Here is a 19100-nt window from a genome sequence, read left to right as displayed (position 1 = left end):
ATGCCCGGAGCCCCGACGACGATGCGCGCGCGCGACGCCTAGGCGCGCCGGTTCGCCCGCCAGACCGAGACCAGGATCAGGACGAAGGCGGCGAGCCTCACCAGATAGAGCCAGCTCCGTTCCTCGACCGGCACGACGCTGAGCGCCAGCAGCGCCTGGGCGAGGCCGAGCAGCCAGAAGGCGACCGCGAACCAGGCGAAGAGCGATTCGCGCGTCCGGTGCCAGAAGCGCAGGAACAGCAGGCCCGCGACCAGGAAGCCCATGGTGATCGCGCCGGAGAGGAAGCTGAACAGCATCTCAGTCCTCCCGGTCCCAGATGAAGCCGTAGAGCAGCACGGAAACCGCGGCCAGCGAGAGCAGGGTCCGCACCAGCGACAGGTCGATATTCTTGAGCACGAGCAGGTCGAGGATGACGGCCAGGCTGTTGCCCGCGAGAAACAGGAAGCAGAGCGCGCTCCAGAGCAGCAGCCGCGTGCCGGTGCGCCAGTAGGTGCGGGCGAGCAGCAGGGCGCACGCGCCCGCGGTCAGAAGACAGAGCAGATAGACGCCGGTCGGGAAGGCCTCAGCCATCGTTCCCCTCCTTGCCTTCTTTCCCCTTTCGGAAGCGGAAGGCATCGACGAAGGCGGCGAGTCCCGGGCTGGCGGCCGAGACGATCAGCCGGCGCACGGCATCGGGGCTCCGCGCGTATCGGTCCTCGGCCTTGCCGGCGAGATCGGCCAGCCGGGCATTGGCGGGGGCATAACGCGCGGCGCCGTCCGCATCGGTGACGACGAGGCCGCCGCGCACCAGCGATTCGACGCTTTGGGTGATCACCAGCTCGCTTCCCCTCAGGCCCGCGACCATTTCGGCCCGCGACAGGTTCTGACCCTCTTTCTGCCTGAGAAAGCACAATAATTCCAGCGCCCAGACCGACGGGAAGGTCGCCTGGATGAAGTCTGCAATTTCGTCTTTCGAAGGCATGAGGCCGGCGCAAACAATCCCTTTTGCCGGCTTGCGCCGGTAAGCTGCCCCGCCCCGCGCCTTCAGCCTGTAGCCGCCCGTCGGCGCGGGAGGCAACCCGCCGTTCGCGAATCCCCCGGCAAGCATTTTTTAATGGGCGAGCGCGCATCCTTGCTGCTATCACCCGGTTTGGAAAAGGAATTGCATTGCGAATTCGAGCGGGGGGCCGTCCGAAGGAGCGATGAGTGAACCACCTTTCCACGCGCGACCGGCTTGACCGTCGTCAGCTCGTCGCCGCCCTGCGCAGCCTGAGGCGGGGCGATTTCACCGTTCGCCTCCCGGAAGACCTGTCCGGCGAGGATGCCGAGATTGCGCAGCTGTTCAACGAGGTGGTCAGCATCGAGGAACAGCTGACCGCCGAGTTCGACAGGCTGTCGGTGGTCGTCGGCAAGGAAGGCAAGATCAGCCAGCGCGGGCGCGTCCGGGGCGCGACCGGCGGCTGGGAGGCGAAGCTCCGCTCGATCAACGAGCTGATCGAGGACATGGCGCAGCCGACCGCGGAGGTGGCGCGCGTGATCGGCGCGGTCGCCAAGGGCGACCTCTCGCAGGCGATGACCGTCGAGATCGACGGGCGGCCGCTGCGCGGCGAGTTCCTGCGCATCGGCAAGATCGTGAACACGATGGTGGAGCAGCTCGCCTCCTTTGCCTCGGAAGTGACGCGCGTGGCCCGCGAGGTGGGCACCGAAGGCAAGCTCGGCGGCCAAGCCAATGTGAAGGGCGTCGCCGGAACCTGGAAGGACCTGACCGACAACGTCAACCTGATGGCCGCGAACCTCACCGGCCAGGTCCGCAACATCGCCGAGGTGACGACCGCGGTCGCCTCGGGCGACCTTTCCAAGAAGATCACGGTGGAGGTGAAGGGCGAGATCCTCGAGCTGAAGAACACCATCAACGTGATGGTGGACCAGCTCAACTCCTTCGCCTCCGAGGTGACGCGCGTGGCGCGCGAGGTGGGCACGGAGGGCAAGCTCGGCGGCCAGGCGCGCGTCGAGGGCGTCGGCGGCACCTGGAAGGACCTCACCGACAACGTGAACCTGATGGCCGAGAATCTGACCGGCCAGGTCCGCAACATCGCCGAGGTGACCACCGCCGTGGCGCGCGGCGACCTTTCCAAGAAGATCACCGTCGACGTGAAGGGCGAGATCCTGGAGCTGAAGAACACCATCAACGTGATGGTCGACCAGCTGAACAGCTTCGCCTCGGAGGTGACGCGCGTGGCCCGCGAGGTCGGCACGGAGGGCAAGCTCGGCGGCCAGGCGCAGGTGCCGGGCGTGGCGGGGACCTGGGCGGACCTGACCGACAACGTCAACCTGATGGCCGCGAACCTGACGGGCCAGGTGCGCAACATCGCCGAGGTGACCACCGCCGTGGCCCGCGGCGACCTTTCCAAGAAGATCACGGTCGACGTGAAGGGCGAGATCCTCGAGCTCAAGAACACGATCAACGTGATGGTCGACCAGCTCAACGCCTTCGCCTCGGAGGTGACGCGCGTGGCCCGCGAGGTCGGCACCGAGGGCAAATTGGGCGGCCAGGCGCAGGTCGAGGGCGTCGCCGGCACCTGGGCCGATCTCACCGACAATGTGAACCTGATGGCGGCGAACCTGACCGGCCAGGTCCGCAACATCGCGGACGTGACGACGGCGGTGGCCCGCGGCGACCTTTCGAAGAAGATCACGGTCGACGTGAAGGGCGAGATCCTGGAGCTCAAGAACACGATCAACGTGATGGTCGACCAGCTCAATGCCTTCGCGTCCGAGGTGACGCGCGTGGCGCGCGAGGTGGGCTCGGAGGGCAAGCTCGGCGGCCAGGCGCAGGTCGAGGGCGTGGGCGGCACCTGGAAGGACCTCACCGACAACGTCAACCTGATGGCCGGCAACCTTACCGGCCAGGTCCGCAACATCGCCGAGGTGACCACCGCGGTGGCGCTGGGGGACCTCTCCAAGAAGATCACCGTCGACGTGAAGGGCGAGATTCTCGAGCTCAAGAACACGATCAACACGATGGTGGACCAGCTCAACTCCTTTGCTTCGGAGGTCACGCGCGTGGCGCGCGAGGTGGGCTCCGAAGGCAAATTGGGCGGTCAGGCCCAGGTCGAGGGCGTCGCCGGCACCTGGAAGGACCTCACCGACAACGTGAACCTCATGGCCGGCAATCTGACCGGCCAGGTCCGCAACATCGCCGAGGTGACCACCGCCGTGGCGCTGGGCGACCTTTCCAAGAAGATCACCGTCGACGTGAAGGGCGAGATCCTGGAGCTGAAGAACACCATCAACACGATGGTCGACCAGCTCAACTCCTTCGCCTCGGAGGTGACGCGCGTCGCCCGCGAAGTCGGCTCGGAAGGCAAGCTCGGCGGCCAGGCGCAGGTGCGCGGCGTCGCCGGCACCTGGAAGGACCTGACCGACAACGTCAACCTGATGGCCGAGAATCTGACCGGCCAGGTGCGCAACATCGCGGACGTGACCACCGCCGTCGCCCGCGGCGACCTTTCCAAGAAGATCACCGTCGACGTGAAGGGCGAGATCCTCGAGCTCAAGAACACGATCAACGTGATGGTCGATCAGCTCAACTCCTTCGCCTCGGAGGTGACGCGCGTCGCCCGCGAGGTCGGCACCGAGGGCAAGCTCGGCGGCCAGGCGCAGGTCCCCGGCGTCGGTGGCACCTGGAAGGACCTCACCGACAACGTCAACCTGATGGCGACCAACCTCACCAACCAGGTGCGCGGCATCGCCGACGTCGTCACCGCGGTGGCGCAGGGCAACCTCAAGCGGAAGCTGATCGTGGACGCGAAGGGCGAGATCGCGGCGCTCGCCGAGACAATCAACTTCATGATCGACACGCTCTCGGCCTTCGGCGACCAGGTCACCAACATGGCCCGCGAGGTCGGCATCGAAGGCAAGCTGGGCGGCCAGGCGCGCGTGCCCGGCGCCGCCGGCCTGTGGCGCGACCTCACCGACAACGTCAACGAGCTCGCCGCCAACCTGACCAACCAGGTGCGCTCGATCGCCGAGGTGGCGACCGCGGTGACCAAGGGCGACCTCACCCGCTCGATCGCGGTGGAGGCGTCGGGCGAGATGGCCGCGCTCAAGGACAATATCAACGAGATGATCCGCAACCTGAAGGATCAGACGCTGAAGAATGCCGAGCAGGACTGGCTGAAGACCAACCTCGCCCGCTTCTCGCGCATGCTGCAGGGCGAGCGCGACCTGGCGACCGTGTCGAACCTGATCATGTCCGAGCTCGCGCCGCTGGTGAACGCCCAATATGGCGTCTTCTACGTCACCCGCCGCGAGGAAGAGGAGACGAAGCTCGAGCTGGTCGCGAGCTACGGCGCCGAGCGCCATGACGAGCTGCGCCGCGAATTCGGCCTGCGCGAGGGCCTGGTCGGCCAGGCCGCGGCCGACAAGCGCCCGATCCTGCTGGAGGGCGTGCCCGGGGACTTCATCCGCATCGGCTCCGGCCTCGGCCATGCGCCGCCGGTCAACGTCAACATCCTCCCCGCCCTGTTCGAGGACGAGGTGAAGGCGGTGATCGAGCTGGCCTCGTTCCGCGAGTTCAGCGAGACCCACCAGAGCTTCCTCAACCAGCTGATGGAATCGATCGGCATCGTGCTGAACACGATCGCGGCGACGATGCGCACAGAGGGCCTGCTCGAACAGTCGCAGCTGCTGACCCAGGAGCTGCAGGCGCGCCAGACCGAGCTCACCACCAAGCAGGAGGAGCTGCACAACACCAACGAGGAGCTGCAGGAAAAGGCGCAGCTGCTCGAGAACGAGAAGAAGCAGGTCGAGGCGAAGAATATCGAGATCGACATGGCGCGGCGCGCGATCGAGGAGAAGGCGGAGCAGCTCGCCCTCACCTCGAAGTACAAGTCGGAGTTCCTCGCCAATATGAGCCACGAGCTGCGTACGCCGCTCAACTCGCTGCTCATCCTGTCCAAGCTGCTGTCGGACAACCCGCACGGCAACCTCAACGAGAAGCAGACGGAGTTCGCCCGCACCATCCACTCGGCGGGCTCGGACCTGCTCAGCCTGATCAACGACATTCTCGACCTGTCGAAGATCGAATCGGGCACGGTGTCGATCGAGCTCGGCGACATGCCGCTGGCCGGCCTCAAGCTCCACATGGAGCGCACCTTCCGTCAGCTCGCCGCGGACAAGTCGCTCGACTTCAACGTCGAGTTCGACGAGGCGCTGCCCGCCTCGATCCGCACCGACGAGAAGAGGCTGCAGCAGGTGGTGCTCAACCTCCTGTCCAACGCCTTCAAGTTCACCTCGCATGGCAGCGTGACCCTGTCGGTGAAGGCGGCGGAGAGCGGCTGGAGCACCAACCATCCGGTGCTGCGCAACGCCGAGAAGACGATCGCGATCGCGGTCACCGACACCGGCATCGGCATTCCCGAGGACAAGCAGAAGCTCATCTTCGAGGCCTTCCAGCAGGCGGACGGCACCACCAGCCGCAAATATGGCGGCACCGGCCTCGGGCTTTCGATCAGCCGCGAGATCGCGCGCCTGCTCGGCGGCGAGCTGCAGGTGAAATCGAGGCCGGGCATGGGCTCGACCTTCACCCTGTTCGTGCCGCTGGAGGCCGCCGCCGTGGCCGCGCCGATCCCGCCGGCGACGATGGCGCGCTACGAGAATACCGGCGCGACGGTGCCGACGGCGCTGCCCGGCACGCTCGAAATCACCGACGACCGCGACAATCTGAACGGCGAGCCCTTCGTGCTGATCGTCGAGGACGACGTCACCTTCGCCTCGATCCTGCTCGACCTGGCCAGGGAGGCGGGCCTCAAGGGCGTCGTCTCGACCGCGGGCTCGGGCACCCTGGCGCTGGCCCGCAAGCTCAGGCCGAGCGCGATCACGCTCGACCTCGGCCTCGACGACATCAATGGTTTCGTGCTGCTCGACCTGCTGAAGCATGATGCCGACACCAGCGACATTCCGGTGCACGTCATCTCGGGGGCAGACGAGCTGGCCTATGTGAAGGAGATCGGCGCGCGCGGAGCGCTCGGCAAGCCGGCCGACCACAAGGATCTCGCCCGCGTCTTTTCCCGGATCCGCGCCCAGGCCAAGCCGAAGCGCCGGCGCCTCGCCAAGGCGGCCGAGACGCAGCCCGTGCCGCGAAACCTGCCCGAGCTGGCCGGCGCGAAAATCCTCATCGTCGACGACGACATCCGCAACATCTACTCGCTGACCAGCGTCCTGGAGAGCTACGACGTCGAGGTCCTCCATGCCGAGCGCGGCCGCGACGGCATCCTGATCCTGGAGCAGACTCCCGGCGTGGACGTTGCGCTCATCGACATCATGATGCCCGAGATGGACGGTTACGAAACAATGCAGCAGATCCGCTCCAATCCAGACCTCGTCAACCTGCCGCTGATCGCGGTGACGGCCAAGGCGATGAAGGGGGACCGGCAGAAATGCCTCGACGCGGGTGCCTCCGACTATATCGCCAAGCCGGTCGACATCGAGCTGCTGCTCGCCTTGCTGCGCGTCTGGATCGGCAAGGCGCGGAGCGGGCTCGGCGCCCTCTCGCCCGGCGACGCCCTCACGGCAGAGATTGCCGAGGCGGCGGCGGAATAGGCGATGAGCGACGCCCGCATGGCCCTTCCCAACAGATCCACGCGCCCGCGCCCCGCCGCGCCGCCCGCAGCCGGGCCGGCGGACGAGGCGATGCCGCGCGCACGGGTGCTCGTCGTCGACGATGACGAGCATAATCTGCTCGCCATCCGCACGGTGATCGAGGATCTCGCCGAGGTCGAGGTCGCGACTTCGGGCGAGGAAGCGCTGCGCCACCTGCTGAAGGGCGAGTTCGCGGTGATCCTGCTCGACGTCTACATGGCCGGCATGGACGGCTACGAGACGGCGAGCATCATCCGCGGCCGCGAGCAGACCAAGCGGATCCCGATCGTCTTCCTCTCCGCGGTGAACAAGGAGAAGGAGCATCTGCTGCGCGGCTATTCGATGGGCGCGGTCGACTACGTCTTCAAGCCGGTCGAGCCGGTCGTGCTGCGCTCGAAGGTCGGCGTGTTCGTCGATCTCTATACGATGCGCCACGAGATCGAGCGCAAGGCGGCGCAGGAGCAGCAACTGCTCGACGCGAACCTGCGCGCCAATGCCGAGCGGCTGGAGATCGAGCAGGCGCTGCGCATCGCCGAACAGCGGCAGGCAGCGATCATCAGCTCGCTGCCCATCGTCCTTTACCTGGAGGAGCCGGCCGAGGGCCCGCGCGTCCCGCAATTCGTCGGCGGCAATTTCGAGGCGCTGACCGGCTTCCCGTTCGAGGCGGTGGTCGAGACGCCATCGCTCTGGGCCGATCGGCTTCATCCCGACGATGCCGAGCGGGCCAAGGCGGCGCTGGCGGAGCGGGCGCTGACCGGCGCCATGGCGGTTGAGTATCGCTGGCGCTGCGCCGACGGCCAGTACAAGCATTTCCTCGACCAGGCGGTGCTGCTGCCCTCGTCCGGCGGGGCAGCCGCGCAATATGCCGGGACCCTGCTCGACGTGACCGAGCGCAAGTCGCTCGAGGAGGAACTCCTGCAGGTCCGCAAGATGGATGCGATCGGCAAGCTCACCGGCGGCATCGCCCACGATTTCAACAATCTGCTCGCGGCGGTGCTGGGCGGCATCGGCCTGATCGAGCGCCGGCTGGAGCTGGACGAGGAGCAGGGCCGGATCGTCGCCATGACCCGCCACGCCGCCGAGCAGGGGGCGGAGCTGGTCGGCCGGCTGCTCTCCTTCGCGCGCCGGCAGAAGCTGCGGCCCGGGCCGATCGACATCGGCCGGCTGTCGGAAAGCGTCACCGAATTGCTGGCGCCGACGCTTGGCGGGCTGGTCCGGCTCGACTGGCAGGCGGAAGAGGGGGTCTGGCCCGTCTTTGCCGACGGCGCCCAGCTCGAGCTGGCGCTGATGAACCTGATCATCAACGCGCGCGACGCCATGCCCGAGGGCGGCACCGTCCTGCTCACCGCCCGCAATGCCGAGGCCGGGCCCGGCAACGCGGTCAAGGTGGCACCGGGCGATTATGTCGTGCTCGCCGTCAACGACACGGGCAGCGGCATCGCGCCCGATCTGCTGGCCCAGGTCACCGAGCCCTTCTTCACCACCAAGGATATCGGCAAGGGCACCGGCCTCGGCCTGTCGATGGTCTACGGCTTCGCCAGCCAGTCCGGCGGCGGCATCCGCATCGATTCGACCTTGGGGGAGGGGACGATCGTCGAGCTCTGGCTGCCGCGCGCGGCCGAGGCGGCCGAGCCGGCCGGGCCCGCTTCGCCCCGGACCGACTGCGCGAAGCCCGGGCGGCCGCTGCGCATCCTGCTGGTCGACGATCATGATGCGGTCCGCGAGACGACCGAGGCGATCCTGCGCGATCTCGGCCATGCCGTCGAAACGGCCTGCGACGGCCCCGCCATGCTGCGCCGGCTGGCCGACGCGCCCGCGGGCTGCGACCTGATCATCACCGATTATGCGATGCCGCTCATGTCGGGCTGCGAGATGCTGAAACAGGCCCGCGGCATCCTGCCGGCCATCCCCGCGATCATCATCAGCGGCTATGCCGACGACCAGGCGCTGGCCGACGCGCCGCCCGGCGTCGCCGTGCTGCGCAAGCCCTTCACCCTCGGCCAGATGGGCCAGGCGATCAGCGCGCTGACCGCGGACGCGTAGCGGCTCACCGCTCATGACACCGATTTACCGCCGGACCGGGTTTTTGCGTCCTCTTTCGAAACCCTCCCCCAGAGGGGATATGCGCATTGCGCGGGTCAAAATGTTGACGCCCTTAAATCGCTGTTAACCATTTCCGTTCACCACTCGCCCCTGACACAGGCGTTTCGACCGGGGGGTCAAGTTGGAGAATCTGGAGCCAGTTTGCGCGGACAGCGGAGCCGCGGCGGGGGCAGCGATGCCCGCGTCCGCCGCGCCGGTCAGCCTCGAGGACATGATCGTGGGCGACGCGCCCGTGATGTCGGCGCTGCGCCGCCTCGTCCGCCAGGTCGCGCCGAGCGAGGCTTCGGTGCTCCTCACCGGGCCCTCGGGCAGCGGCAAGGAAGTCTTCGCCCGCGCCATCCACGCGCAGAGCAAGCGCGCCGGCAAGCCCTTCGTCGCCGTCAATTGCGGCGCGATCCCCAGGGACCTGCTCGAATCCGTCCTGTTCGGCCATGAGAAGGGCTCGTTCACCGGTGCCCATGCCCAGCATAAGGGCCGTTTCGAGGAAGCCGACGGCGGCACCCTCTTCCTCGACGAGATCGGCGACATGCCGGCCGAGATGCAGGTGAAACTGCTGCGCGTGCTCGAGGAGCGCGCGGTGCAGCGCGTCGGCGGCCGCGGCCAGATCCAGGTCGACGTGCGGATCGTCGCCGCCACCCATCGCGATATCGACGCGGCGATCGACTCCGGCAGCTTCCGCGAGGACCTGTTCTACCGCCTCGCCGTCTTTCCGCTGGACATTCCGGGCCTCGCCGAGCGGATCGAGGACGTGCCCCTGCTCGTCGGCCATTTCCTGGCGAGGCAGCCGGGCCGCCGGCCGGGCGTGGTCTTCTCGCCCGAGGCCTATGCCCGCATGGCCGAGCATGGCTGGCCGGGCAATGTCCGCGAACTCCGCAACTTCGTCGACCGCGCCAACGTGATGTTCGCCGGCCGGACGATCGGCGCGGACGAGGCCGGCGCCCTGCTGGTCCGCCGCGGCCGGGTCGGCGCGATCGAGGCCCGGGCACTCTGGGCGGCCACCGAAGCCGAGCCCGAAGTCGAGCCGGTTACCATGCAGCCTGCCGACGAGGTCGTCGTCCCGATCCGCGGACGCAGCCCCTCGGCGCCCCCGCCGCAGATGAACTGCGGCGAGCCGGTCGCGCTCAAGGAGATGCTGGCCGAGATCGAGCGCCGCTATATCGAGCAGGCGCTGACCCTCTCCGGCGGGGTCATCGCCGACGCCGCCCGCATGCTCTCGCTCCAGCGCACCACCCTGATCGAGAAGATGCGCAAATATGAGATGAAGGCGGCCTAGCCCCTTCTGCCGATCGCGTCCCAGGCGGTCGCGATTTCCTGGATCATCTCGCGGGCCTGGGTGACGAGGCGCGCGTCGCTGTCGCGGCCGCCGGCGAGCACCAGCCGCCGCGCCTCGCGATAGATGGCGACGAGATCGACGGCGATCTGCCCGCCTTTGTCGAAGTCGAGGCTGGTCTCCAGCCCGGTCAGCACCGCCAGCACCTTGGACTGGTGCTGGCCGCGCTGGACATAGTCGCCGCGCGCGGTCGCGAAGGCCATGGCGTCGAGCGCCTTCAGCAGCTCCTCGTACATGATCTGGACGAGCTGGTGCGGGGTCGCGCCCTCGATCCGGCTGGCGATGTCGACGCTCTGATAGCGTGCGGTGCCGGCGCGGAACTTACCGTACTGATACATCACTCAACTCTCCCGAAACCGGAAACGCGCCACCAATCAGTCTCTGTCGTTGGTCCAGATCTTGATCTGCTGCTCGAGATAGGACTGGGTCGCCCTGAACGCCGAGACCTTGCTGTCCATGGCGGTGAAGGTCGTCAGCAACTGGTTGTAATATTTGGTCGAGCTCGCCTCGAGCTTCTCGCGGTCCTCGGCGATGCGGTCGGCTTCCTTGTCGAGCCGCTCCTGCGCCGCGGCGAAGGCGCCGCCGCGGGCGCGGAGCGCGTCGCGGATCGACTGGAGGGCGCCGCCGAGGCCCGGGTCCACGGTGATCGTCGCGCTCGCCACCGCGCCGCTGACGCCGAGGATGAGGCCGACCGCGGCCGAACCCTGGGGCGCGACGAGATTGGCCCCGACGCCGGTCATCGCGACATTGTTGACCTTGCCGGAGGCGGCCGCCGGCGGCGCGGCCGGGACCACATCGGTGATCGTATAGGTGCCGGGCGCGACCTTGCCGGCCAGGCTCTTGATGGTGAGGAAGGGGCTGGAGCTGTACTGGCCCGGATTGAACAGCGCCTCGACGCCGTCCGGGTCGGAGGCGAGCACCGCGGCGAGCCGGCCGGCATCGACGCCGAGTGTGCCGTCGCGATTGGTGCGCACGCCGATCTCGGCGAGCGTGTGCGGGCCCGTGCCGGGGCTGGACAATATCTGAGTGGGCAGCGCCGAAAGGCGCCGCTGCAGCTCGCGCACGCCGACGTCGCCGCGCAGTGCGCCGGCCTCGCCGTTGACGCCGGCCTTGGTCTGCTCGGCGATCATGCTCATCAGCTCGTTATAGGCGCTGACGAAATCCTGGACGCCCTGGCTGATCGCCGCGGTCGGGCGGGTGACGCCGACCGAGACGATGGTGCCGGGCTTCGCGCTCTTGAGGTCGATCTGGACGCCGGCGATGAGGTCGCTGAAGCTGTTCGTGCTGCGGGTCACGGCGACGCCGTCGAGCCAGACCCTGGCATCCTGCGCGGCGAGCGGCGTGGTCATCGCGTCGCTGGCGAAGCGCTCGAGCCCGCTCGTCGTGCCGCCGGGCACCGACAGCGTGAAAGCGTTGGCGGCGCCGGTCTTGCCCTTCACCACCAGCCGGGCACCGTTGGAGTCGGTGACCACGGCGGCGGTGACGCCGGCATTGGCGTCGTTGATCGCCCTGGCGAGGCCGTTCAGATTGTTGTTGGCGGCGGTGATCGTCACGTCGACCGGCGTGCCGCCGCCAGCAGCGATGGTGAGCACCCCCTCGCCGACCGGATCGGTGGCGGCCGTGAGATAGCCGGAGACGCTGGTCTGCGCCTGCGCGAGCCGCTCCACCTCGACCGAGGCGGAAAGGCCGCCGAGCCGGGAGCCGGCGAGCGCCGAGGCGGTGAAGACGCTGGTGTCGGAGACGCTCGGCTGGCTGAACAGGGTGCCGCCGGAGATCAGGCTGGAGAGCGCCGCGGCGAAGCTGTCGATCGCCGAACTGACCTGGGCGAGGCCGGAGACCTTCGCCTCGTTCGCCGCCTCGCGATTGGCGAGCAGGGTCTCTTTCGGCGCCTTGGCGGCGTTGGCGAGGTCGGCGACCAGGGCCCTGATGTCGAGCCCGGATCCGGCGCCCAGCGCATATCCGATGGAGGTGGTCATGGGGGCGTCCTTCCGTTCCTCTTCAAGAACGGCCGGAGCGGAGGATTCTTTAGGGCCAGATCGCTGGAAAACAGGACGTCATTGCGAGCGTAGCGAGGCAACCCGGAATGACGTCAGAGACCCGCTGGGTTGCCGCGTCGCCACGCTCCTCGCAATGACGGCTATCCCTTCAGGCTCCTGAGCGCCGCGGCGTCGACATTGGCTTGCGCGCCGAGCGAGAGCCGGGGGTCGGAGAGGATGCGGCGGGCGAGGTCGGCGCGGGCGCCGCTGCCGGGCGCCGCCTCGCGCAATTCGAGCGCGAGCTGGTCGAGCCAGACCGGCACGCGGTCGCCCGCACGGCGCGCCTCGGCGAGCATGCGTTCGATCTCGGCGAGCGTGACGGTGAGTTTCGGGTCCTGGTCCACTGCTGCGCGCCTTCCCTTCAACCGGGAAATAACGGCGCCGGAAGGACTTTCTTAAGCCTCGGGCAGACCGCTTGCGTCAAAGCGCATTCGGGCCGGGACCTCGATTTCGGGCTGCGCCTGGCCGGAGGATAAGGCCTGATCGAGGTTGAAGACGAAGGCGAGAATGGTGGCCACGGCGATGTAGAGATCCTCGCGGATGATCTGGCCCGGGCGCGAGGTGTAATAGAGGGCGCGGGTGAGCTGCGGATAAGAGAGCATCGGCACCTCATGCTCGCCGGCCAGCTCGCGGATCGCCTCCGCGGTGGCGCCGCGGCCTTTGGCGAGCACGACCGGCGCCGCGTCGATCTCGGGCTTGTAGCGCAATGCCACGGCGAAATGGGTCGGATTTGTGAGCACGACCGTCGCCTCCGATATTGCCTTGCGGGCGGAGTTGCGCGCGGTCTGGATCTGGCGGCTGCGCAAAGCGGCCTTGAGCTCGGGCGAGCCTTCGGTCTGCTTGTGCTCGTCCTTGACGTCCTGCTTGCTCATCCGAAGGCGCCGCATGCGCTGGAAGATCTGCGCGGGCACGTCGATCAGCGCGATCACGGCGAGCAGGCCGGCCATGACCAGGACGGTGATCGTGAAGACATGGCCGACATTGGCGAGCGCCGGTCCGATTTCCTGCGAGGAGAGACCGACCATGTTGCGGGTCTGGCTGAAGATCAGCCAGGCGCCGACGCCGCCGAGCAGGGCGACCTTGGCGATCGACTTCACCAGCTCGATCAGCCCCTGCAGGCCGAACATGCGCTTCACGCCGGTCAGCGGATTGAGCTTGTTCCCTTTGAAGGCGAAGGCCTTGCTGCGGAAGCCGAGCGAGCCGAGCGCCGCGGGCGCGGCGACCGCGGCGGCGAGGGTCAGGGCGAACAGGATCAGCACGGGCAAGGCGACCGCGCCAAGCAGCCGCAGGATCACCCGGCCCGGATCGAAATCCGCGACATCGGCATTGCCGAAGCTGAGCCCGTCCGTCACCATCGACTGGAGCGAGCTCATGATCATCGGCCCGGCGAGCGCGATCCAGGCGGCGCCGACGATGATGACGAGGGCGGTGCCGAGCTCCCTGGACTGGAGGACGTCGCCATTCTCCATCGCCTCCCTTTTGCGCTTGGGAGTCGGTGCCTCGGTCTTCTGATCCTGGTCCTGGTCGGCGGCCATGGCTCAGCCGCCGCCCAGAGCGAGCCGCCGCGCCTCGTCGAGGCCGGCGCCGATCGCCGTGTTGATGCCCTCGCCGAGCACGGGCGCGGCGATGGCGAGGAGGACGATGCCGGCGAGCAGGGCCGCCGGGAAGCCGACCGCGAACAGGTTGAGCTGCGGCGCGGAGCGGGCGAGCAGGCCCATCACGATCTGCACGAGGATGATCGCGAAGGCGACCGGCAAGGCGATTGAGAGGCCGGCGGAAAACAGGACCGCACCGAAGAAGACGAGCCCGCGCAGCGCCTCGGCGGAGAGCCAGGCATTGCCGGGCGGCAGCGCGTGATAGCTTTCGACGACCGTCCGGGCGAGCATCAGATGCCCGTCCATGGCGAGGAAGAGCAGGGTCGCGACGATCATCAGGAACTGGCCGAGCACCGGATTCTGCTGGCCGGAGGCCGGATCCATCATCGCGGCGAAGCCGAGGCCCATCGCATTGCCGATCACCTCGCCGGCGACGAGCGCGCAGGAGAAGCCGATCTGGACCGCGAAGCCGATGGCCAGGCCGGCGATGATCTCCCCGGTGACCAGCATGAAGCCGGCCATGGTCGCGAGCCCGTCCGGCGGCAGCTGGAACTGCGCGACCGCGAGCCCGGGAATGCCGACCGCGAGCGCGACGATCGCGCGGATCTGGATCGGGACGAAATTGGCGCCGAAGATCGGCGCGGCGAGGAAGGCGGCGCCGGGCCGGAGCATCGCCACCAGCCAGACCCAGAGCTGATCCTCGACGCCGACGAACCCGGCCGGGATCATTTCACGATCTCGGGGATCATCGTGTTGAACACGTCCTGGGTGAAGCCGCTGATCAGCACCATGATCGAGCCGCCGAAAATGGCGAGGCAGATGGCGACGACGATGAGCTTCGGGACGAAGGTCAGGGTCTGCTCGTTGATCGAGGTCGCGGCCTGGATCATGCCGAGGATGAGGCCGGCGATGAGCGCAGGGATCAGGATCGGCGCCGAGGCGAGGGCCAGGATCCAGAGCGCCTGCTGCGCGACGCCGATGAAGAAATCGCCCTCCATGTCGCTAGCCTCCCGAGAATGAGGAGGCGAGCGAGCCCATGGTCAGGGTCCAGCCGTCGACCATGACGAACAGCAGCAGCTTGAACGGCATGGAGACGATCGTCGGCGAGAGCATCATCATGCCCAGCGACATCAGGGTCGACGAGACAACGAGGTCGATGATCAGGAAGGGCAGGAAGATCAGGAAGCCGATCTGGAAGGCGGTCTTGAGCTCCGAGGTGATGAAGGCGGGCAGCAGGATCGAGAAGGGCACGGCCTCCGGGTTCGGGAAGCGCTCGACGCCCGCCAGGCCGGCGAACATGCGAAGGTCGGTCTCGCGGGTCTGGCGGATCATGAAGCCGTGCAGGACAGTGCCCGAACGCGAGACAGCCTCCTCGATCGTGATCTGGCCGTTGCCATAGGGCGTGTAGGCCCGGGAGCCGATCTCGTCGATCACCGGCTTCATCACGAACAGGGAGAGGAACAGCGAGAGCCCCACGAGAACCTGGTTGGGCGGAGTCTGCTGGAGGCCGATCGCCTGGCGGAGGATGGAGAGGACGATCAGGATGCGGGTGAAGCTGGTCATCATGAGCAGGATCGACGGCAGCACCGTCAACAGGCTCATGAGCAACAGGATTTGGAGCGACAGCGAGAGCGGGCGGCCGTCGCCGGAAATGGCGCCGAGCGCCTTGGTCAGCGCGCCGCTCTGGCCGCCGGCGGGCGAGGTCGCATTGGGCGTCCCGGTGGCCGGTGCCTGAGCAGAGGTCGCCGTCGGAGCGGCGGGCGCCTGGGCGGTCGCGGCCGGAGCCTGCGCCGGCTGGGCCTGCGCGCTCTCGGGCCGGAAGGTGAAGGCGGCGAGCACGGCGAGGAGCGCGATCGCGATCCCCCAGATGGCCCTGCGTCCGCGGGACGGCGGCGTGTCAGTCACCGAAGCGGCCCACGGTCGTAGGCAGCGGCGCCACGGGGGCGCTGCCGTCGGCGACGAGCTGGACGCCGGTGCGGGAAACGGAAAGCAGCAGGCGGCGCCCCTCGAACTCGACCACCGCCAGCTTGGCGGTGGCACCGAGCGGGGTGGCGTCGAGCAGGGTCACCAGCCGCTCGCGGCGGCCGGCGGCGCCGATCCCCTGCTGGGCACGCCGCCACAGCCAGAGCGAGCCCCAAGCCAGCCCGCCGACCAGCGGGATGAGGATCAGCAGCTTGATGATATAGCCGAGGGTGGCGCTCATTTGCGGCGCTCGGCCCCCGGCATGGCACCCTCGGTCGCGACGACCTCGACGACGCGGATGCCGAAGCGGCCGTTCACGGTCACCACCTCGCCGCGGGCGATCAGGGTGCCGTTCGCCATGATGTCGAGCAGCTCGTGCGACTGGCGGTCCAGCTCGACGATGCTGCCCTCGGCGAGATCCATCAGCTCCGAAAGCTTCAGCGCGGTGCTGCCGACCTCGACCGACAGGCGGACGGAGATGTCGGCGAACAGGCCGAAATTGCGGCGGGCGAACTCGTCCGCCGGCCCGGCCTCGATAATGTCCTGACCCTCTTTCACTGACCGAACCTCCTGCTTTCCATTTTCTCGATCTTGAGCGCCGCCTTGCCGTCCCTCTCGCCGACCGAGCCGAGCGCGACGCGGCGCCCGGCGACGATCAGGGGGACGAGCTTGGTGAGGCTCACGGGAATGACGTCGCCCTCACGCAGCTGCATCAGCTCGGAGAGCGACAATTCCGGACGGGCGAGCACGGTGCGCGCCTCGATGCGGACCTCGCCGACCGCGGCGCCGAGCCGCTGGCGCCAGTCGCCGCTGCGGGCGCCCGCCTCGTCATGCGACCTGGCCGCCAGCTCCGGCTCGACCGCGCGCAGGGCGGCGACGGGATAGAGGATCTCGATGCCCGAGCCCGGGCCGGTCCAGGGCGCGACCTCGAAACGGGTGATCGCCACGGCCTCGTCGGCGCCCGCGAGATCGGCGAAGCCGACATTTGTCTCGCGGCCTTTGAGCTGCGGGCGGACCGGCACGATTTCCTGCCAGACCTCGGCGAGCGCGCCGATCACGGCCTCGGCGAGGCGGCCGAGCAGGCTCTCCTCGGTCGGGGTGAACTCACGGGCGCGGCGGCTCGGCGCGGTGCCGTTGCCGCCGTAGAAGGCGTCGACCAGGCGGCTGACGAACTCCGGCTCGATGCGCAGCAGGATCGCGCCCTTGAGCGGGCGGAAGCTGTACAGGCTGAGGCTGACGAACTCGCTCTGCTCGGCCCGCCAGTCGCCGAAGGCGCGGACCTCCGCCGGCAGGGTCTCGACGCGCGGCTTCGCCCGCGCGAATGGCTCGATCACGTCGCGCAGACGCTTGACCATGCGTTCGCCCAGCCGGTCGAGCGCCGGGATCGCCGCCATGGTGCGGCCGGCATCCCCGCCAAGCGAGAAAGCGCGCGCCGGCCCCGCCGACGCGCTCTCCCCGCCGGGCCCACCGTCGCGGGCCTCGCTCATCAGGGCCGAAATCTCTTCGCCCGAAAGGGTCTGGTCCTGGCTCATTGCGTGACGAAACTCGTGAAATAGACGTCATCTATCCCGCCAAAACCTTCCCGATTGGTTAACACCCTGTTTATCGCGTCCTTTAACGCGTTCTTAAGGGCTTCCTTCCCGGAAAGTGTCGTGATTTCAACGGGATCGGCCTCGGAGAGGGTCAGGATGACGGCCGAGCGTATGGCCATCATGTTGCGTTCGACATTCTCTTTCACATGGTCGTCGTAGAAAGTGGAAAGGCCGAGGCCGATCTGGACGAAATTGTCGCCGCCCCGGAGGTTCGAGGTGAAATTGCCCTCGAGCGTGATGTAGGTCGTCTTGAAGACGCGCGGATCGGGCCGGCCGGTGCGCGCGGCGGCGCGGCCGCGCTCGGCCGCCGCCTCGCTCACGCCGTCCTTGACGACGAGCTGCGGCTGCTCCGCATGCTCTTCCTCGGCGGCATGACCGCCGCCGCTGCCCGGCAGGCCGTACATGGCATAATAGCCGCCGCCCGCGCCCAGCAGGACGACGAGCAGGAGGAGGATGAGCTTCTTCTTCTTGCCCTTCTTCTTCGGCCTGGCTTCGGCGCCGGCATCGGCGGGCGCGGTTGCGGCGATATCGGTCATCGTTCAGCTCCTCAGGCGTAGCGGTCCAGGCCGGCGCGGCGGGACGCGCGGGCGGAAGCGACGGCGTCCTCGCCCGCGCCGGGCGCGGTCCTGATCATGGGGTTGTGGCGGGCCTCGTCCTGCCGGCGCTGGTCGCCCGGCGCGTGCCGGCCGGAGCCCGAAAGGTCGACATGGGTCTCGGCGATGCGCACGCCCTGCGCCCGCGCCTCGGCGGCGAGCCGGGGCTGCGCGTCGGCCAGGATCTGCCGCGCCGCCTCGGTCTCGACGGTGAGGCGGACGGCGGTGCCGTGATCGCCCTGCTGCAGCTCGACCTGGAGGTGGCCGAGCGTCTGCGGATGCAGGCGGAAACGCAGCGGGCTGTCGTTCGAGCCGGCGGCGGCGATGTCGCGCGCCAGCCGGTCGAGCCACTGGCCGTCACGTGCCAGATCGAACTGACGGTCGACGGCGACGTCGGCGATGCGCGCGCCTTCGACGGTGCGCGGGGCCTCCGCCTTGAGCGGCGTGGATTGCGGCGGCGTGGCCGCGAGCAGCGGCGGGAGCGGCTCCGAGATCGCCTGCGTCACGGGCGCCGGGACCGGCGCCGCCGGCTGCGGCTGGATGGGAGCCGGGGCCTGGCCCTGCGCCGGCATGGCGGTGGCCTCGGGCCTGGCCGCGACGGGGGCGGTTTCCTTCGCAGTGCGGCCGGCCGGCTTCGGCAGGACCTGCTTGCGCTGCAGGAGCTCCTTTACTGCCGCCTCGAGCTGCGGGCCCGCCTGCGTCTGCGGCTGTGCCTCAGCCGGCTTGGCCTCTGGCTGCGGGGCGTTGGATGGCGCTTCCTCGAGGCTCTTCGTTCCTGTGGCGACCTGCGGGAGCATCGCCTTGCCGTTGGCCGTCCCGCTGGCCGGCTGCGCGACCGGACGGACCGGTGCTTCGGCCCGGGTCTCATGGCTGTCGACAGGAGGCGTCTCGCCGGCGGCGACTGTCGGCAGCTCCTGCGGCCCGGCGGACGCCGGCTGGACCGGCACGAACGGAATGATCACGGCCGGCACCGGCGTCTGGCCGGTCTTGATCGTGTCGGGCGTCTCGGACGCCTCGGACGTCTCGGCCTTGCTCTCGGGCGCGTCGCCGTCCTCGCCGGGGGGAAGGATCGCCTCGCCGATCTCCGACAGGAGAAGCTCCACGCCCTCGGCGGGCTGCTCCGGCACCGGCGGCACCGGCTGGGTCGGCCGGCCGCGGACGGCCGGCATCTGCGCGGCGAAATCGCCGGGGGCACCGTCGACGGGCGCGGCCTTGGCGGCAGGGAGGGGCAGCGGCGTGCTGCGCATGTTCGGGATCGAAGCCATCAT

18 protein-coding genes are annotated in these 19100 nt (G+C 68.7%); 3 read left to right on the top strand and 15 right to left on the bottom strand.

The genetic code is table 11. From position 1 onward, the window contains the following. Positions 1–38 precede the first annotated feature (38 nt). Genes VEC11_RS17510 through VEC11_RS17500 form a run of 3 tightly spaced genes read right to left on the bottom strand, consistent with a single transcriptional unit; the run spans position 39 to position 961 of the window. Positions 39–296, bottom strand: coding sequence for a DUF5985 family protein (locus tag VEC11_RS17510; protein WP_464135287.1), 258 nt, complete (start codon positions 294–296; stop codon positions 39–41). Position 297: 1 nt separating this feature from the next. After that, complete coding sequence (locus tag VEC11_RS17505; protein WP_464135285.1) at positions 298–570, bottom strand: DUF5985 family protein; 273 nt, start codon at positions 568–570, stop codon at positions 298–300. Then, positions 563–961 (bottom strand): hypothetical protein, encoded by a 399-nt coding sequence (locus VEC11_RS17500; protein WP_464135283.1) that lies wholly within the window; start codon positions 959–961, stop codon positions 563–565. The genes VEC11_RS17505 and VEC11_RS17500 overlap by 8 nt, the downstream gene beginning before the upstream one ends. Before the next feature lie 224 nt (positions 962–1185). Between VEC11_RS17500 and VEC11_RS17495 the strand changes: the two genes are divergently transcribed. From VEC11_RS17495 to VEC11_RS17485, 3 genes are all read left to right on the top strand, one after another. Further along, positions 1186–6582: a HAMP domain-containing protein gene (locus tag VEC11_RS17495; RefSeq protein WP_464135281.1), complete on the top strand. Its 5397-nt coding sequence runs from the start codon at positions 1186–1188 to the stop codon at positions 6580–6582. A gap of 3 nt (positions 6583–6585) precedes the next feature. Then, entirely contained in the window at positions 6586–8664 is a 2079-nt protein-coding gene (locus VEC11_RS17490) for a response regulator (protein ID WP_464135278.1), read from the top strand. Between the two features lie 235 nt (positions 8665–8899). Further along, positions 8900–9997, top strand: a complete 1098-nt coding sequence (locus VEC11_RS17485) for a sigma-54 interaction domain-containing protein (RefSeq protein ID WP_464135275.1) — start codon at positions 8900–8902, stop codon at positions 9995–9997. Here VEC11_RS17485 and VEC11_RS17480 read toward each other — a convergent pair. The 12 genes from VEC11_RS17480 to VEC11_RS17425 form a co-directional block, all read right to left on the bottom strand. Beyond that, positions 9994–10392, bottom strand: coding sequence for a flagellar export chaperone FliS (locus VEC11_RS17480; RefSeq protein WP_464135272.1), 399 nt, complete (start codon positions 10390–10392; stop codon positions 9994–9996). The two genes, VEC11_RS17485 and VEC11_RS17480, sit on opposite strands and share 4 nt — an antisense overlap. 36 nt (positions 10393–10428) lie before the next feature. Further along, positions 10429–12030 (bottom strand): flagellar filament capping protein FliD, encoded by a 1602-nt coding sequence (fliD, locus tag VEC11_RS17475; RefSeq protein ID WP_464135269.1) that lies wholly within the window; start codon positions 12028–12030, stop codon positions 10429–10431. Between the two features lie 161 nt (positions 12031–12191). Then, positions 12192–12434 (bottom strand): hypothetical protein, encoded by a 243-nt coding sequence (locus tag VEC11_RS17470; protein ID WP_464135267.1) that lies wholly within the window; start codon positions 12432–12434, stop codon positions 12192–12194. 51 nt (positions 12435–12485) lie between these two features. Then, positions 12486–13625: a flagellar type III secretion system protein FlhB gene (gene flhB / locus VEC11_RS17465; protein WP_464135265.1), complete on the bottom strand. Its 1140-nt coding sequence runs from the start codon at positions 13623–13625 to the stop codon at positions 12486–12488. 3 nt (positions 13626–13628) lie between these two features. Beyond that, positions 13629–14414: a flagellar biosynthetic protein FliR gene (fliR, locus tag VEC11_RS17460; RefSeq protein ID WP_464135263.1), complete on the bottom strand. Its 786-nt coding sequence runs from the start codon at positions 14412–14414 to the stop codon at positions 13629–13631. Continuing rightward, positions 14411–14683: a flagellar biosynthetic protein FliQ gene (locus VEC11_RS17455; protein ID WP_464135260.1), complete on the bottom strand. Its 273-nt coding sequence runs from the start codon at positions 14681–14683 to the stop codon at positions 14411–14413. The genes fliR and VEC11_RS17455 overlap by 4 nt, the downstream gene beginning before the upstream one ends. 4 nt (positions 14684–14687) lie before the next feature. Then, positions 14688–15590 (bottom strand): flagellar type III secretion system pore protein FliP, encoded by a 903-nt coding sequence (gene fliP, locus VEC11_RS17450; RefSeq protein WP_464135258.1) that lies wholly within the window; start codon positions 15588–15590, stop codon positions 14688–14690. Next, positions 15583–15888 (bottom strand): flagellar biosynthetic protein FliO, encoded by a 306-nt coding sequence (locus VEC11_RS17445; RefSeq protein ID WP_464135255.1) that lies wholly within the window; start codon positions 15886–15888, stop codon positions 15583–15585. Before VEC11_RS17445 ends, fliP begins: the two co-directional genes overlap by 8 nt. Further along, positions 15885–16205, bottom strand: a complete 321-nt coding sequence (gene fliN / locus VEC11_RS17440) for a flagellar motor switch protein FliN (RefSeq protein ID WP_464135253.1) — start codon at positions 16203–16205, stop codon at positions 15885–15887. The genes VEC11_RS17445 and fliN overlap by 4 nt, the downstream gene beginning before the upstream one ends. After that, the gene (locus tag VEC11_RS17435) at positions 16202–17179 is read right to left on the bottom strand and encodes a flagellar motor switch protein FliM (protein ID WP_464135250.1); all 978 of its coding nucleotides are present in this window, start codon (positions 17177–17179) and stop codon (positions 16202–16204) included. Before VEC11_RS17435 ends, fliN begins: the two co-directional genes overlap by 4 nt. Beyond that, the gene (locus VEC11_RS17430; protein WP_464135247.1) at positions 17176–17775 is read right to left on the bottom strand and encodes a flagellar basal body-associated FliL family protein; all 600 of its coding nucleotides are present in this window, start codon (positions 17773–17775) and stop codon (positions 17176–17178) included. Before VEC11_RS17430 ends, VEC11_RS17435 begins: the two co-directional genes overlap by 4 nt. An 11-nt stretch (positions 17776–17786) precedes the next feature. After that, entirely contained in the window at positions 17787–19100 is a 1314-nt protein-coding gene (locus VEC11_RS17425) for a flagellar hook-length control protein FliK (protein ID WP_464135243.1), read from the bottom strand.

Origin of the sequence: Allosphingosinicella sp. (assembly GCF_035626655.1) — a bacterium.
GTDB lineage: Bacteria > Pseudomonadota > Alphaproteobacteria > Sphingomonadales > Sphingomonadaceae > Allosphingosinicella.
The sequence above is the reverse complement of the archived record's forward strand: the minus strand, read 5'-3'. Positions and strand labels throughout refer to the sequence as shown.